The organism is Sphingobium limneticum (assembly GCF_008710155.1).
Lineage (GTDB): Bacteria > Pseudomonadota > Alphaproteobacteria > Sphingomonadales > Sphingomonadaceae > Sphingobium > Sphingobium limneticum.
In genome coordinates this window covers 301,277-317,363 of the sequence record NZ_VYPZ01000001.1, presented here as the reverse complement: position 1 = coordinate 317,363, position 16,087 = coordinate 301,277, and the positions used below count along the sequence as shown (strand labels likewise).

Below are 16,087 nucleotides of genomic sequence, written 5' to 3'. Positions count from 1 at the left end.
AACTGATAGCGTTACCATTGCTTCGACAAGAGAGACTTGTCAATGCCCGATCAATGGGCTTTGACGTTCGGGGACTAGGGAGAGGATGAAAGTGAAAGCGCGCCTGTTTTGCTGGATGATTGCCATGGCCGGAACGGCGCTGACGCCAGTTCTGGCGCCCGTGGCGCAGGCCGAGGACGGCTATGATCTGTGGTTGCGCTATCCGCCCGCCGATCAGGCGCGCGCGCCGGTTTTGGCGGCCCATGCGACCGCTATCGTGGCGGCCGGGACCAGCCCGACGCTGACCATCGCGACGCAGGAATTGCAGCGCGGTATCGCCGGCATGACGGGCACCACACCCGCTATGTCGGCAACGGTCCAGCAAGGTGCACTACTGCTGGCGACACCGGCATCCACCCCTGCCCTGCCGGTCAAGACGGACGGGCTGGGCGCGGAAGGCTATGCGATTCGCAGCGCGACGGTAGACGGCAAGGCGGTCACGATCATCGCCGCGAACAGCGACGTGGGCCTGCTGCATGGCACCTATCATTGGCTGCGTCTGGCACAGAGCGGAACGAGCCTCGACAAACTCGACATTCGCAGCGCGCCGAAGATCGGACTGCGCCTGCTCAACCATTGGGACAATCTGAACGGCACGGTCGAGCGCGGCTATAGCGGGCAATCCATCTGGGACTGGTGGCGCCTGCCGGACTGGAAGGGGCCGCGCTACAGCGACTATGCCAGAGCCAATGCCTCGATCGGTATCAATGGCACGGTGCTGAACAATGTGAACGCCAAGGCCGACAGCCTGACCGCACCCTATATCGAGAAGGCGTCGGCGTTGGCGGACATCTTCCGCCCCTATGGGATCAAAGTCTATCTGTCGGTCAAATGGACCGCGCCGATGGAATTGGATGGCCTCAAGACCGCCGATCCGCTCGATCCGCAGGTCGCCGCATGGTGGAAGGCAAAGGCGGACGAAATCTACAAGGCAATCCCCGATTTCGGCGGTTTCCTGGTGAAGGCCAATAGCGAGGGTCAGCCCGGACCGCAGGATTATAATCGCACCCATGCCGATGGCGCGAACATGCTGGCAGCAGCGGTAAAGCCGCATGGCGGGATCGTGATGTGGCGCGCCTTCGTCTATGCGCATGACAATCCCGACGATCGCGCCAAGCAGGCCTATACGGATTTCAAGCCGCTGGACGGCAAGTTCGCCGACAATGTGATCGTGCAGGTGAAGAATGGCGCGATCGATTTTCAGCCGCGCGAACCCTTCCACCCCCTTTTCGGCGCGATGCCCAAGACGCCGCTGATGATGGAATTCCAGATCACCAAGGAATATCTGGGGCAATCGACGCACCTGACCTATCTTGGCCCGCTATTCGAGGAGACTTTGGACGCGGACACCTATGCCAAGGGCAAGGGATCGACCGTTGCCAAGGTCATCGACGGATCGCTGGAGGGCCACAAGCTGACCGGCATCGCAGGCGTCGCCAATATCGGCGTGGATCGCGACTGGAGCGGGTCGATCTTCAACCAAGCGGACTGGTATGCGTTCGGCCGTCTGGCGTGGGACACCAGCCTGTCGGCCGAGACGATCGCGAAGGAATGGGCGGAGATGACTTTCTCGCCCGACCAGAAGGTCGTGCAGCCGGTCGTCAAGATGATGATGGGATCGCGCGAAGCGGCGGTCGATTATATGACGCCGCTTGGCCTGGCCCATGTCATGGATACCGGCCATCATTATGGGCCGGGACCATGGGTGTCGGACCTCGCACGGCCCGAATGGAACCCGGTCTATTATCACAAGGCGGACGCGAACGGCATCGGCTTCGACCGGACGAAGAGCGGCAGCGATGCGGTGGGCCAATATGCCGCGCCGGTCGCGAAGCTGCTGGCCAATGCGAAGACCACGCCGGAGCGCGATCTGCTGTGGTTTCACCATGTGCCATGGGATTATCGTCTGAAATCGGGCGACAATCTGTGGGACGGACTGGTCCACAGCTATGACCGCGGCGTGACCTATGTTGCGGACATGCAGACGACTTGGACGTCGCTGAAACCCTATGTCGATGCGGAGCGCTTTGCGGAGACGGAGGCGTTTCTGACGATCCAGCATCACGAAGCGCAGTGGTGGCGCGACGCCAGCATCGCCTATTTCCAGTCGGTGTCCAAACGCCCCCTGCCCGCCGGATCGGCTGAACCCGCCCATGATCTCAATTGGTACAAGGCGCTCAAATTCCCCTATGCGCCGGGGCACAATTGATATTTCGCTTTAAATATAGCGGATGATGCCGTTACCATTACGCTGACGACATCATCCGCTCCCAAGGGGAAGGGCGCCGCATTTGACCGATACCAGAAGCTCCCGCCGACAGCGCAACGCGCCCACCATCAACGACGTCGCCGTCCATGCCGGCGTGTCGCCCATGACGGTGTCGCGCGTCATCAATGGCGAGCAGGTGGTGCGCCCCGTTACGCGGGAAAAAGTGGAAGCGGCGATCGCCGCGCTCAACTATGCGCCCAGCGCCGCCGCGCGGACCTTGGCGGGGGGCGACGAAACGCGGATCGGTTTGCTCTATTCCAACCCGTCATCCTCCTATCTCAGCGAATTTCTGGTCGGCAGCCTGGATCAGGCCAGCCGCAGCAGCGTCGATCTGGTCGTGGAAAAATGGGATGAGGAAACGTCCGTCGCATCGGTCGTCGCGCATCTGAAGCGCGGGCGGATCGACGGGGTGATCCTGCCGCCGCCGCTCTGCGACCTGCCTGAACTGGTCGATGCGCTGGACGAGGCGGGCATTCCCGCTGTGGCCGTGGCGACCGGGCGCGCGCCAGGAGAACTGCACGCCGTCAGCATCGACGACAGGCTGGCGGCCTATGAAATGACGCGCCATCTGATCGCGCTGGGCCATAGCCGCATCGGCTTCATCAAGGGCAACCCCAATCAGAGCGCGAGCGCCAGACGGTTCGAGGGTTATGTCGAGGCACTGGGTGAATCCGGCCTGCCGGTGCAGGACGAACTGATCGCGCAGGGCTTCTTCACCTACCGATCCGGACTGGACGCGGCCGAACATATCCTGTCGCTGCTCGATCCACCGACCGCCATTTTTGCCAGCAATGACGATATGGCCGCCGCGACCGTGGCGATCGCGCATCGCACCGGACTGGACGTGCCGGGCGACCTGACGGTGTGCGGGTTCGACGATACGTCGCTCGCGACCACCATCTGGCCGGAACTGACCACCATTCGCCAGCCGATCAGCGCCATGGCACGCGCGGCGGTGGAGGTGCTGGTGCGACAGTTGAAGAGCCGGCGCGGGGGTGACGCGGAGGAGGTCGAGCATCTGGTGCTGGACCATGCGCTGATCCGGCGACAATCCGACGCCGCGCCGAGAATGCGGCCGCGACTGGGCGGGCGTTAAAACCCAACCTCCGTTCGTTTCTACCCCAGCGACGCCGCTGGATTCGAAACGAACGGAGTTTACAAGAATAGTTACGCCTCGCCGAAAACGCGGGCGAAGATCGTATCGACTTGACGGAAATGATAGTCGAGGTTGAACTTGTCCTCGATCTCCTGCGCCGACAGGGCAGCCGTGACGTCCTCGTCAGCCTTCAGCAACTCGAGCAGCGACAGCTGGCCGTCCGATTCCCACACCTTCATGGCGTTGCGCTGGACGTAACGATAGCTGTCCTCGCGGCTGACGCCCGCCTGGGTCAGGGCCAGCAACACGCGCTGCGAGTGGACGAGGCCGCCCATCTTGTCGAGATTCTTCATCATCCGCTCAGGGTAGATGAGCAGCTTGTCGATGACGCCTGTCAGGCGCGCCAGCGCGAAATCGAGCGTGATGGTGGCGTCGGGACCGAAGAAACGCTCGACCGACGAATGGCTGATGTCGCGCTCATGCCAGAGCGCCACATTTTCCAGTGCCGGCACGACCGCAGCACGCACCACGCGGGCGAGGCCGGTGAGGTTTTCGGTCAGCACCGGGTTGCGCTTGTGCGGCATGGCTGACGAACCCTTCTGGCCGGGCGAGAAATATTCTTCCGCTTCCAGCACTTCTGTGCGCTGGAGGTGGCGGACCTCGACGGCCAGACGTTCAATCGAGCTGGCGATCACGCCCAGAGTGGCGAAAAACATCGCATGGCGATCGCGCGGGATTACCTGCGTGGACACGGGCTCGATGGCGAGGCCCAGCTTTTCCGCGACATGTTCCTCAACGCGCGGGTCGATATTGGCGAAGGTGCCGACCGCGCCGGAAATGGCGCAGGTCGCGACTTCTTCGCGCGCCGCGATCAGGCGGGTCTTGCAGCGCGAAAATTCGGCATAGGCTTCGGCCATTTTCAGGCCGAAAGTGACTGGCTCGGCATGGATGCCATGGCTGCGGCCGATGGTGGGCGTCAGCTTATGTTCGAAGGCGCGGCGCTTGATCACCTCCAGCAACTTGTCGATATCCTCGATCAGGATGTCCGCGGCGCGGGCAAGCTGCACAGCGAGGCAGGTGTCCAGAACGTCCGACGACGTCATGCCCTGATGCATGAAGCGGGCTTCGTCGCCGACCTGTTCGGCAACCCAGGTCAGGAAGGCGATGACGTCATGCTTGGTCACGGCCTCGATCGCGTCGATCGCGGGCACGTCGATCGCGGGGTTGGTCGCCCACCAGTCCCAGAGCGCCTTGGCAGCGGACGGCGGGACGACGCCCAGCTCGCCCAGCTTCTCGGTCGCATGAGCCTCGATCTCGAACCAGATTTTGAAGCGGGCTTCCGGTTCCCAGAGGGCGGTCATTGCGGGGCGGGCGTAGCGAGGGACCATGGCGCGAATCCTTAGCGTCTTGAAAGGAGGAAAACGTGCCGCGCGCCTAGCAGTGTCGGCCCATCGGGGCAAATCGGGAAAGACAGGACGGCAACAACCGGGGCGTTTCCATGATCCGATCAGAAAAGACCGACGAGTCGAGTATATTTTCAAGACGAATGACCCCGCCTGAATGGCTGTTCAGGAACATTCGCCAGTCCCCGTTCATTATTACTCCAGCATAACGAGATTTTCCGAAACATGATCTGTTTCGATTCAATATAAGGTGGCAGGAGATTACCATGGTCCGCACATTCCTATTGACCGCCGCCCTGGCGATAACCGCGCCTGCGATGGCGCAGATGGCCCCCGCACCGGCCGACGGCGCTACGCCAGCGACTCCGGCGGCGCCCGCCACCCCTGCTGCGCCACAAGCCGCCACCCCGGCCGCGCCTGCCAACCCGGCGGCATCGGTCGCGTCGATCGTGGACGCGGAATTCCCAGCTTATGACGCCAACAATGACGGCCAACTGGACCAGTCCGAATTTACGCGCTGGATGGTTGCGCTGAAGAGTCAGGAGATGAAGGCGACCGGTTCCGCGCTTCCCGCAGAGCAGGTCACCGCTTGGGCCAATGGCGCCTTTACCACGGCCGACAAGGATAAGAGCACGTCCATCAGCAAGACCGAGTTGGTCAGCTATCTGAGCGGCGGCGCTGCATAAGGCATAACCGATCCCCCCTGTCACGAAGGCGGGGACATAAGAGCCTAAAGGGTCGCACCGGGAGGCGGCATGGTACGAAGGCCATGCCGCCTCTTTTTTATGGGCAACGGTCGCGCGATCGCCTGATGGCTCGATCGAGATTACGAAACTGCAGACATCATCACGGCGATGTCATGGAAAATTGGGGTTCGATCAGCCCTTTTTGCGGGTATAGAGCAACGCCGCGACGATCGCAGCGGACCCGATGCCGACGGCTGCACCGGCCCATACGCCCTTGCCGGCCGATTTGATCGCCGCGGTGGCGAGGTCGACCCTGTTCCTGTCCTTCGCCTTGTCGGCAGCGGGAGTTTCGGGAACGGCGGCTGCGCCAGTCTCTGGCGCCGAGTCTTCGGTCTTGCTCATGGTCCTTCCAGCTATGCCGTAAAGCGGACGTGGGGAAAAGCCGTAACACGCGATCGAACCTACGACTTTTCCCCCGCGCGCCTTTTGCGCAACACCTCTTGACTTCGCTGGCGGTTCGATGTTGGTAGCGCTATCAATTTAGAACCACCTTTTTAGGAGTTGATGATGCCGGGGGAAAACTCCTTGCTCGCCGTGAATTTGACGGATTGCTTGCCCGCCGACTGGCGCGAAGGTCTGTTTATTGGCCGTGTCCTGACTGCCGCGGGCCCCAGCCCGATCCTTGTAGATAAAGGCATCGCCTACGACATGAGCCAAGTTGCGCCGACAGTGGCGCAACTGGCCGAAAAGCTGCCGCTGGCTGCAGCCTCCGGTGAAGAATTGGGGCCGCTCGACACGCTCGCTTTGCCGCTGCTCAGCCCGGTCGATCTGCAATGCGTCAAGGCGTGCGGCGTGACCTTCGCCCTGTCGGCGATCGAGCGCGTGATCGAGGAGCGCGCGCGTGGCGACGCCAGCGCCGCCGCCGAGATTCGCGGCCGTCTGGAAGAACGGGTCGGCGGCTCCATCCGCGCCGTGGTGCCCGGATCGGCCGAGGCCGCAGCGCTCAAGGCCGCGCTGATCGAGGATGGCCTGTGGTCGCAATATCTGGAAGTCGCGATCGGTCCGGACGCGGAAGTCTTCACCAAGTCGCCAGTGTTGTCGACCGTGGGCCTGGGTGCTGAGATCGGCATCCGGTCGGACTCCACCTGGAACAACCCGGAACCGGAAGTCGTGCTGCTGGTCAATGCCGCTGGGAGCGCTATCGGCGCGACGCTGGGCAATGACGTCAATCTGCGCGATTTCGAAGGGCGCTCCGCCCTGCTGCTGGGCAAGGCGAAGGACAATAACGCCTCCTGCTCGCTCGGCCCGCTCGTCCGCCTGTTCGACGAGGATTTCACCATCGACGACGTGCGCAATGCCGAATTGGAACTGACCATTGATGGGCCGGAAGGCTATCGTCTGGAAGGCCATAGCAGCATGAACCAGATCAGCCGCGATCCGCTGGAACTGGTGCGCCAGACGCTGTCCGAACATCAATATCCCGATGGATTCACCCTGTTCCTGGGCACGTTGTTCGCGCCCGTGCAGGATCGGGACGAGCCGGGCCGTGGCTTTACCCACAAGGTCGGCGATGTCGTCGCCATCTCCACCCCGCGCCTCGGCAAGCTGGTCAACACCGTCGTGACGTCGAAGGACGCCGCACCCTGGAGCTTTGGCCTGACCGCCCTGTTCACCAATCTGGCCGCACGCGGCCTGCTGAAAGAAACCGCATGAGCCGCGCCATCTACCCCAGCCTGGAGGGCAAGCGGGTCTTTATCAGTGGCGGCGGCAGCGGCATTGGCGAAGGGCTGGTCGAAGGGTTCGTGGCGCAGGGCGCGCATGTCGCCTTTTGCGATATCGCCGTGGAACAGAGCGAAGCGCTGGTCGCCCGCCTGTCCGGCGACGCAGCCTTCACGCCGATCTTCCATGCCGTGGATCTGCGCGACATCGACGCCGTGCAGGCGATGATCGGCACGGTCGAGCAGCAGTTGGGCGGGATCGACATCCTGATCAACAATGCCGCCAATGACGATCGCCACACGATCGCGGAAGTGACGCCCGCCTATTGGGACGAGCGGATGGCGGTCAATCTGCGCCACCTCTTCTTCGCGGCGCAGGCGGCGGTGCCGGCGTTGAAGCGCGCCGGTGGCGGTGTGATCCTGAATTTCGGATCGATCAGCTGGCACCTCGCTCTGCCGGAACTGACGCTGTACCAGACCGCTAAGGCCGCGATCGAGGGGCTGACCCGCAGCCTCGCCCGCGATCTTGGCCGGGACAATATCCGCGTCAACACCATCATCCCCGGCAATGTGAAGACGTTGCGCCAGGAAAAATGGTACACGCCCGAAGGCGAAGCGGAGATCGTCGCGGCGCAATGTCTGGATGGCCGTATCCTGCCCGAAGACGTTGCCGCGCTGGCCATGTTCCTGGCGTCGGACGATGCGCGCTATTGCACCGCGCATGATTATTTCATCGATGCCGGCTGGCGCTGACGTCATGAGTGCCGATCCGCAGAGCGTGCTGTCTGTCGGCGCGACGCTGGGCGAAGGGCCGATCTGGGTAGCGCGCGACGCCGCCCTGTGGTTCGTCGATATCAAGGGGCATCGCATCCACCGTTACGACCCGGCGACCGACGTCGGGCGTAGCTGGGCGGCGCCCTGTCAGGTGGGTTGGATCGTCCCGACCGACGACGGGCTGTTTGCGGTCGGCCTCCAGACCGGCGTGCATCGCTTCGACCCGGCGCAGGGCAGCTTCGCCCTGCTCCACGCACCCGAAACGCATCTGCCCGGCAACCGGCAGAATGACGCCTGCGTCGCGCCCGATGGCGCGCTGTGGTTCGGGTCGATGGACGATGCGGAGGAAGCCGATAGCGGTTATTTCTACCGTTTCCACAAGGGCGTATGCGTCGAAAGCGGCCTGCCCGCCGTGTCGATCACCAACGGGCCGGCTGTTTCGCCCGATGGGCGGACGCTCTATCATACCGACACGTTGGGCAAGCGCATCTGGCGCACCGAATTGCGTGAGGACGGCACCGTCGGTAATACCGGCCTGTTCGCGAAGATCGAGGAGGATGCAGGCTATCCCGACGGACCGACGGTGGATGCCGAAGGCTGTTTGTGGACCGGCCTGTTCGGTGGATGGGCGGTGCGCCGTTACGATCCGGCCGGCAAGCTGATGCGCGAAGTGCGCTTCCCCGTCGCCAACATCACCAAGATCGCCTTTGGCGGCGAAGGGCTGACCACGGCCTATGCGACGACGGCGCGCAAGGGGCTGGACATGACAGCGTTGACAGAGCAGCCTCTGGCAGGCGATCTCTTCGCCTTCGATCCCGGCGTGGCCGGGTTGCCGGGCCATATCGCAGCATTGTAAGTCGCAACGATATAAGAATTGGAAGGACGAAGACGGATGAGTGAGGGGAGCGCGGAAAAGGTCAACATGGCCTTTATCGCCGCGATCGTGGCGGTGGCCACGATCGGCGGGTTCATGTTCGGCTATGACAGTGGCGTCATCAACGGCACGCAAAAGGGGCTGGAAAGCGCCTTCGACCTGGGCAAGCTGGGCATCGGCATCAATGTCGGCGCGATTCTGGTTGGGTCGTCCATCGGTGCGTTCGGCGCGGGGCGCATGGCCGACATCATCGGCCGTCGCGGCGTGATGATGCTGGCGGCGATCCTGTTCCTGGTCAGCGCGCTGGTCGCCGGTGCCGCCGGTTCCTCCGCCATCTTCATCATCGCGCGCATCATCGGCGGGCTGGGCGTGGGCGCAGCAAGCGTCATTTCGCCTGTCTATATCTCCGAAGTCACCCCCGCCAATGTGCGCGGTCGGCTGTCGTCGGTGCAGCAGGTGATGATCATTTCGGGCCTTACTGGCGCGTTCGTCGCCAATTTCGTGCTGGCCCGCTACGCTGGCGGGTCCACCGCGCCGCTATGGCTGGACTTCCCGGCCTGGCGCTGGATGTTCTGGTTGCAGGCGATCCCGGCCGCCATCTATTTCCTGGCGCTGCTCGTCATCCCGGAAAGCCCCCGCTATCTCGTCGCGCGCGGGCATGACGATCGCGCGCTGGCCGTGCTGACCCGCCTGTTCGGACCGCAGGAAGCCGCGCGCAAGGTCGCCGAAATCCGGGCCAGCCTCTCCGCCGATCATCATCGCCCCAAACTGAGCGACCTGATCAGCAAGACCACCGGCAAGATCCGCCCGATCGTATGGACTGGCATTGGCCTGGCCGTATTCCAGCAGCTGGTCGGCATCAACGTCGTCTTCTATTATGGCGCGACCTTGTGGGAGGCCGTCGGCTTCTCGGAAGATAATGCGCTTCAGATCAACATCCTGTCTGGCGTATTGTCGATCGGCGCGTGCCTGGGCACGATCATGCTGGTGGACCGGATCGGTCGCAAACCGTTGCTGCTGATCGGATCGGCCGGCATGGCCGTGACGCTGGCGATCGTCGCCTATGCCTTCTCCACTGCCGTCACCGGCGCGAACGGCGCAGTATCGCTGCCCGGTCATAACGGCCTGATGGCGCTGATCGCGGCCAACCTCTATGTGATCTTCTTCAACCTCAGCTGGGGTCCGATCATGTGGGTGATGCTGGGCGAGATGTTCCCGAACCAGATCCGAGGATCGGGGCTGGCCGTCGCCGGCTTCGCCCAGTGGATCGCGAACGCCGCCATCTCCGTCAGCTTCCCGGCGCTGGCCGTATCGCCGGGGCTGGTCGTCACATACACCGGCTACGCCTTCTTCGCGCTGATCAGCTTCTTCTTCGTCCGTGCCATGGTGCATGAAACAAAGGGTCGCGAGCTTGAGGATATGGAAGGCTGAGCAAGGATGCCATCATCCTGCGGGCGGGAGGGCTGGAAGCGGCCTTTTCGCCCGCTGTCGGCGGTTCACTGCTGGGACTGTCGCTGGACGGCGTCGATCTCCTGCGCCGCGCGCCGGAGGGGGCCGGCGATCCGCTCGCCATGGCGAGTTTCCCGCTGGTGCCCTACGCCAACCGGATCGCGGACGGGCGCTTCGCCTTCGAAGGCGCGGATTATCAACTGCCGCTCAATTTCGGCGACCATCCGCACAGCATCCATGGCTTTGGCTGGCAGGCAAGTTGGACAGCGAGTGAGACAGGTAAATCGTCCACGCGGCTGATCCATGAGCATCGCGGCAACGACCATTGGCCGTCTGCCTATCGGGCCGAACAGAAAGTGGCGCTGACGCCATCACAGCTGTCCATCTCGTTGTCCGCCACCAATATCGGCGATGTGGCGATGCCGATCGGGCTGGGCTTCCACCCCTATTTTCTGGCGGATGAGGCCGCTATGCTGACTTTCGGCGCGCATGGCCTGTGGCTGTCCACGCCCGGCATGCTACCCGACCGAGAGGCCCCCGCCGACATGCTGGGTGACTGGTCGCGTCCCGCCATCGTGCGCGGCACCAGCCTAGTCGACAATGCCTATGCCGGTTGGGACGGGACGGCGATCGTCCAGCGCAGCGACGGGGTGCGGCTGACGATGACGGCCACCGGCGCGGACTGGCTGCATGTCTATCGCCCGCCCGGCGAGGCGTTTTTCTGTCTGGAGCCGGTGAGCCACATGCCCGACGCGATCAACCGGGACGGCATGCCGATCCTGGCGCCCGGCGAGACGGCGTGCCTGTCCATGACCATCGCCATCGACAAAATCGAGCAAGCGCTTCCGAAATCCGCCGCAATCGCCTAAGCTGCCCTTCAGCAACGGAAAGAGGGTCTAGCCTATGCAATTTTTGCGGACAGCCTTTTGGGTGGTCATCGCCGTAGCGCTCGCCTTCTTCTGCATGGCGAACTACGTGCCCGTGACCGTGCGCCTGTGGGGCGACATGGTGATGGAAACCAAACTGCCCGTCCTGCTGATCGGCGCATTTCTGCTCGGCGCCCTGCCCTTCTGGATCATGGCGCGAGCGACGCGCTGGCGCTTGAAGCGTCGGCTCGACAGCACGGAACGTGCGCTGGTGGTCGCCACGGCCACCGCCGCGCCGCCGCCATCGCCCGCCTTTTCCGACGCCCCCAGCCTGACCGGCATGGCGGATTCGCCCACTCCAACTCCAATCGTTACAGGACCAGCATGAGCAGCCCCATCTATGTCGCCATCGACACGCCCGACCTGACCAAGGCCCAGACGCTGGCCGGTCAGGTACGGCATCATGTCGGCGGGTTGAAGCTGGGCCTCGAATTCTTCTGCGCCAATGGGCATCATGGCGTGCATGAAATGATGAAGTTCGGGCTGCCGATCTTCCTGGACCTCAAGCTCCACGACATTCCCAATACGGTGGCCAAGGCCGTGCAGGCGCTGCATATGCTGGAGCCGGCGGTGCTGACCGTCCATGCCGCCGGCGGCCGCGCCATGCTGGAGGATGCGAAGGCCGCAGCCGGGATCAATACCAAGGTGGTGGCCGTGACAGTGCTGACCAGCCTGGACGATGGCGACCTGCTGGACATCGGCGTCGGTGGGAAAGCGGAGGATCAGGTCCGCCGCCTGGCCGATCTGGCGCAGAGCGCGGGGCTGGACGGGATCGTCTGTTCCGGCGCGGAAGTGGCGATCGCCAAGGCGGCCTGGCATGATGGTTATTTCGTGGTGCCCGGCGTGCGCCCCATCGGCGGCGCGATGGGCGACCAGAAGCGCGCCGTGACCCCGCGCGAAGCGCTGGATCGGGGCGCATCGATGCTGGTGATCGGCCGTCCGATCAGCCAGGCGGAGGATCCGGATCTGGCCGCGCGCGAGATTGAAGCGACCCTGTAAGACCGGCATCTATGCCTCTCCGCGCCCCGGCGCGGTTGATGGGAGGCATGTTACGCCTATCGAGAAGAGAGCATGGAACTGGCCCCGGCCTACGCCGGGGAACAGGGGCATGGCTTTATGTCGGTGCCTGTTGGCATAGAATGGCCCGCACCGGCACTGCGAGACTGTCGAGCTAAAAGCAGGCGAAGGCCAAGCCATCCTCGGACTTCTTCGCTTCGCTCGCAATCACCGATAACGGGAAATCATATCGATCCGGCGAGACCCGCCGTCCGCCCTCAAGTTAGGCACCACCCTACTATTCGATAATATAGAACATCACGGTCGATATTATTCGGATTTTTTGCTTTTGTTGCTGCCCCTAGACAAGTCCTCACCGGGCAACCCCGCCCTTTCTTGTCGGAGCAACAGGCATGACACGCTTGTCCATGATCATGGCGACCCTGATGGTCGCCGCCGCCCCTATCGCCACGCCGTTATCGGCCAAGCCCGTCGGAAGCGCCGATTATGCCGTCGGGCCGCAATATGACACGACCCATGTCTATGTGCCCGAAGGCCAGTTCGATGCCTTCGTCACCAGCTTCGTCGCGACATTCGGCGGCACCACGTCGAAACAGGGCGAATTTCAGGTTACGCCCACGCCCAGCCTGACCAAGTCGCAACTGGCGCTCACCCCCGCCGGCACCGTGTCCGTCTTCGGTTTCAAGACGCCCATCCCCTATCCCTTCGGCGACGAGCGTACAGGCTATCTGGTGAGCGACATGGACGCGGCGGTCGCATCGGCGGTCGCCCATGGCGCCGTGCGCCGCATCACCACCTTCCCCGATCCGATCGGCCGCGACGCGGTGGTGCAGTGGCCCGGCGGCGTGAACATGCAGCTATACTGGCACACCGCCAAGCCCAACTATCCAGCGCTCGCCAGCGTGCCGGAAAACCGCGTCTACCTGACCGCCGATGCGGCCGACCGCTTCATCAAGGGCTGGACCGGCTTTGCCCATGGCAAGATCCTTTCCGACGATCATGCCGCAAAGGGCGAGGAAATCGGACAGACCGGCAAGACGATCCGCCGCGTCGCGATCCAGAGCGGCTATGGCAAGATGACCCTGTTCGTATCGGACGGGCAATTGCCCTGGCCCTATGGCCGAGACATGACCGGCTATGCCGTTGCCGATATTGACGCCACACTGGCAAAGGCATCCGCCGCAGGCGTGGAAACGCTGGTCACGCCCAAGGCCGTTGCCGGCCGGCTAAGCGCGATCCTGCGCTTTCCCGGCGGCTACATCGCCGAAATCCACAGCCCGGCGGCGCAATAAGATGCGTAGCGAGCATAGCCCCCGCTTCGTCGCGACGATCCTGGACTGGCGGCCGACCTGGTTCGTCGCGCGGTTGCTGCTGGTCGGCGCCTATATGCTTGGAGGCGGCGTGAAACTGGCCGACTGGTCAGGCGCCGTCGCGGAACAGGCGCATTTCGGGATGAACCCGCCCGCGCTATGGGCCGCGTTGACCATCGGGATAGAACTGGTCGGCCCGCTGCTGATCCTGACCGGGCGGCTGGTCTGGCTGGGCGCCGGCATGCTGGGCATCTTCACCTTGCTGGCCGCCTTCACGGCCAACGCCTTCTGGACGATGCCGGCGGGGCAGGACCGTTTCATGGCCACCAACGCCTTTTTCGAACATCTGGGCCTGATCGGCGGGTTTATCCTGATCGCGCTGGTGGCCGGGCGGGCGCGGCGCGATGCCTAAATATCGCGCCTGCCTCCTCCTTTCGCTTTGTGCGTCCGGCCCGCTGGCCGCGCAGACGACCGAAGCCTGGCAGGCGCCGACCCTGTCGATCCCCCGCTATGACGAAGACTGGTCGGACCTGGCCGATGCGGAAAAACGGCGCCGCCATTGGACCGGTCCATTCAAATATATCCCGCTTGGGCCGGACGCCTGGCTTTCCACCGGCGTGGAAGTGCGGGTGCGCAACGAAAATTATGCCGACAATCTGTGGGGTGGGGCCGAAGCGCCGGACGACAGCTATGTCTGGGCGCGAGCCATGCCCTACGCGGACCTGCATGTCGGCGCGGCGGATGGCGTGCATGTGCGCGCCTTCGCCCAGCCGATCATCAGCTATGCCATGGGCGTCGCGCCATCGGCCAGTCCGATCGATCAGAGCCGGGTCGACATGCTTCAGGGCTTTGCGGAGGTCGCCGTTGGCCCGGTCATGCTGCGGGGCGGACGTCAGATGCTATCGCTAGGCACCGAGAGGCTGGTCGGCACCCGCTATGGTCCCAATATGCCGCTGGCGTTCGACGGCGTGCGCGGCAGCCTGTCGCTGGGCAAAGGACGCGCGATCGATCTGTTCCTGCTCAATCCGGTGCAGGCTGGTCCCGACAGCTTCGACGATCGCACCTCCGACACGCGCAGATTATGGGGCGCCTATGCGACATTGCCGCAATTCGACCTCTATTATCTGGGCTATCGCAACCGCGCCGCGCGCTTTGGCGGACGGATCGGGCGCGAGGTGCGTCACAGCATCGGCTTGCGCTTCCATGGCGCACGGGACCAATGGCACTGGAATGTGGAGGCCGTCGGGCAGTTCGGCCATCATGAGGAGCAGCGCATTGCCGCCTGGACGCTGGGCACCGAAGTCGGCCGGACATTGGACGCCCTGCCCCTGTCACCCGATGCGACATTGCGTTTCAACATCGTGAGCGGCGATCGGCATCGCGGTGACGGCACGCTGGGCACGTTCAACGCGCTATTTCCAAAGGGCAAATATTTCGGCGAATTGTCACCTGTCGGCCCGACCAACATCATCAGCGTCAATCCCCGGATCAGCGCGCCGCTGGGCAATGGTTTTTCCGCCAGCATCGCTGCCATGGCCTATTGGCGCTATGCCTGGAACGACGGCCTGTACGATATTCCCGGCAATCTCATTCGCGCCGCCGACCACAGCCGCGCCCGCTTCATCGGCAAGGAAGCCGAAGCGACGCTGGCATGGCAGGCCACGCCCGAACTGGAACTGTCCACGTCGCTGTCGCTCTTTGCGCCCGGCGCCTTCATCCGCCAGACCGGCCCGGCGAAAACCATCGCCATGACCGGTTTCGAAGCCAATTTCCGTTTTTGAACTTCAGGAGCATCGCCATGCCGACTTCGCCTTCTTCCCCCTCTCCCCTGCCCGGCCTGCTGCTGTTGCTGTCGGTCACGACCGGCCTGATCGACGCCGTGAGCGTTCTGGGCCTGGGCAAGGTGTTCACGGCCAACATGACGGGCAATGTCGTCTTTCTGGGCTTTGCCGCAGCGCAGGCGCCGGGATTTCAGGTCGCGCCCTATCTGGTCGCGCTTTTCACCTTCTTTCTCGGCGCTCTTGTCGCCGGGCGCGTGGGGCAGCGCTTTGGCAAGCGACCGCTGCGCCAGTGGCTGACCATCGCGGCGCTGATCGAGGCGGCATTGTTGTGGATCGCGGCGGGCGTTGCGCTGGGCTTTGACGTGCCGACGCTGAAACCCACCGCTGCCCTGTTCGCCATCATCACCCTGACCGCCATCGCCATGGGATTTCGCAATGCGACCATCCGCCAGTTGAAGGTGCCCGACCTGACCACCACCGTCCTGACGTTGACAGTCACGGGAATCGCGGCGGACTCCAGCCTGGCGGGGGGCGGGAATCCCAATCTTGCCCGCCGGGTCGGGGCGATCGTCGCCATCTTCGCCGGTGCGGCCCTGGGCGCGGTGATGGTGATCCATCTGGGGCTGGCCCTGCCGTTGCTGTTGTCAGGCTTCATCGTGCTGACAGGGACGTTGCTGTGCGTGCGGCATCCGGTCGCCGCTTTGCCCCATGGATAGGAGTGGCTGGCCGCACCAAGCCTCGGCGT

The 16,087-nt window shown here is 63.7% G+C and carries 16 protein-coding genes; 14 read left to right on the top strand and 2 right to left on the bottom strand.

From position 1 onward, the window contains the following. Positions 1-115 precede the first annotated feature (115 nt). Both F4U94_RS01255 and F4U94_RS01250 read left to right on the top strand, forming a co-directional pair. Positions 116-2,248: an alpha-glucuronidase family glycosyl hydrolase gene (locus F4U94_RS01255; RefSeq protein ID WP_428842944.1), complete on the top strand. Its 2,133-nt coding sequence runs from the start codon at positions 116-118 to the stop codon at positions 2,246-2,248. A gap of 82 nt (positions 2,249-2,330) precedes the next feature. Further along, positions 2,331-3,404 (top strand): LacI family DNA-binding transcriptional regulator, encoded by a 1,074-nt coding sequence (locus F4U94_RS01250; RefSeq protein ID WP_120253120.1) that lies wholly within the window; start codon positions 2,331-2,333, stop codon positions 3,402-3,404. Positions 3,405-3,475: 71 nt separating this feature from the next. Here F4U94_RS01250 and purB read toward each other — a convergent pair whose 3' ends face one another. Then, on the bottom strand, positions 3,476-4,792 hold the full coding sequence (gene purB / locus F4U94_RS01245; protein WP_120253121.1) for an adenylosuccinate lyase: 1,317 nt from the start codon (positions 4,790-4,792) through the stop codon (positions 3,476-3,478). Positions 4,793-5,073: 281 nt separating this feature from the next. Here purB and F4U94_RS01240 point away from each other — a divergent pair, with 281 nt between their 5' ends. Continuing rightward, the gene (locus F4U94_RS01240; RefSeq protein ID WP_120253122.1) at positions 5,074-5,493 is read left to right on the top strand and encodes an EF-hand domain-containing protein; all 420 of its coding nucleotides are present in this window, start codon (positions 5,074-5,076) and stop codon (positions 5,491-5,493) included. Positions 5,494-5,685: 192 nt separating this feature from the next. Here the strand turns inward: F4U94_RS01240 and F4U94_RS01235 are convergent, their stop codons facing one another. Then, a complete protein-coding gene (locus F4U94_RS01235) occupies positions 5,686-5,895 on the bottom strand; it encodes a hypothetical protein (protein ID WP_120253123.1) in 210 nt (69 codons plus the stop codon). 162 nt (positions 5,896-6,057) lie between these two features. On the opposite strand from F4U94_RS01235, the gene F4U94_RS01230 reads away from it, so the two are divergent. The 11 genes from F4U94_RS01230 to F4U94_RS01180 all read left to right on the top strand — a co-directional run bounded on the left by F4U94_RS01230 (position 6,058) and on the right by F4U94_RS01180 (position 16,058). Further along, a complete protein-coding gene (locus F4U94_RS01230; protein ID WP_172598875.1) occupies positions 6,058-7,206 on the top strand; it encodes a fumarylacetoacetate hydrolase family protein in 1,149 nt (382 codons plus the stop codon). Next, positions 7,203-7,964 carry a D-xylose 1-dehydrogenase gene (gene xylB, locus F4U94_RS01225; protein WP_120253124.1) on the top strand — a complete coding sequence of 254 codons (762 nt, stop codon included), beginning with the start codon at positions 7,203-7,205 and terminating at the stop codon, positions 7,962-7,964. Before F4U94_RS01230 ends, xylB begins: the two co-directional genes overlap by 4 nt. 4 nt (positions 7,965-7,968) lie before the next feature. Next, complete coding sequence (locus tag F4U94_RS01220; protein ID WP_120253571.1) at positions 7,969-8,841, top strand: SMP-30/gluconolactonase/LRE family protein; 873 nt, start codon at positions 7,969-7,971, stop codon at positions 8,839-8,841. A gap of 36 nt (positions 8,842-8,877) precedes the next feature. Further along, entirely contained in the window at positions 8,878-10,290 is a 1,413-nt protein-coding gene (locus F4U94_RS01215; RefSeq protein ID WP_120253125.1) for a sugar porter family MFS transporter, read from the top strand. After that, positions 10,287-11,177, top strand: coding sequence for an aldose 1-epimerase (locus F4U94_RS01210; protein WP_249042017.1), 891 nt, complete (start codon positions 10,287-10,289; stop codon positions 11,175-11,177). The genes F4U94_RS01215 and F4U94_RS01210 overlap by 4 nt, the downstream gene beginning before the upstream one ends. Positions 11,178-11,211: 34 nt before the next feature. Further along, on the top strand, positions 11,212-11,562 hold the full coding sequence (locus tag F4U94_RS01205; protein WP_120253127.1) for a lipopolysaccharide assembly protein LapA domain-containing protein: 351 nt from the start codon (positions 11,212-11,214) through the stop codon (positions 11,560-11,562). Further along, positions 11,559-12,233 (top strand): orotidine-5'-phosphate decarboxylase, encoded by a 675-nt coding sequence (gene pyrF / locus F4U94_RS01200; protein WP_120253128.1) that lies wholly within the window; start codon positions 11,559-11,561, stop codon positions 12,231-12,233. The genes F4U94_RS01205 and pyrF overlap by 4 nt, the downstream gene beginning before the upstream one ends. 443 nt (positions 12,234-12,676) lie before the next feature. Then, positions 12,677-13,543: a VOC family protein gene (locus F4U94_RS01195; protein WP_425505027.1), complete on the top strand. Its 867-nt coding sequence runs from the start codon at positions 12,677-12,679 to the stop codon at positions 13,541-13,543. A gap of 1 nt (position 13,544) precedes the next feature. Beyond that, complete coding sequence (locus F4U94_RS01190; RefSeq protein WP_150411813.1) at positions 13,545-13,973, top strand: DoxX family protein; 429 nt, start codon at positions 13,545-13,547, stop codon at positions 13,971-13,973. Further along, on the top strand, positions 13,966-15,342 hold the full coding sequence (locus F4U94_RS01185) for an alginate export family protein (protein WP_120253131.1): 1,377 nt from the start codon (positions 13,966-13,968) through the stop codon (positions 15,340-15,342). The genes F4U94_RS01190 and F4U94_RS01185 overlap by 8 nt, the downstream gene beginning before the upstream one ends. Before the next feature lie 17 nt (positions 15,343-15,359). Beyond that, positions 15,360-16,058 (top strand): YoaK family protein, encoded by a 699-nt coding sequence (locus F4U94_RS01180; RefSeq protein ID WP_120253572.1) that lies wholly within the window; start codon positions 15,360-15,362, stop codon positions 16,056-16,058. Positions 16,059-16,087 lie beyond the last annotated feature (29 nt).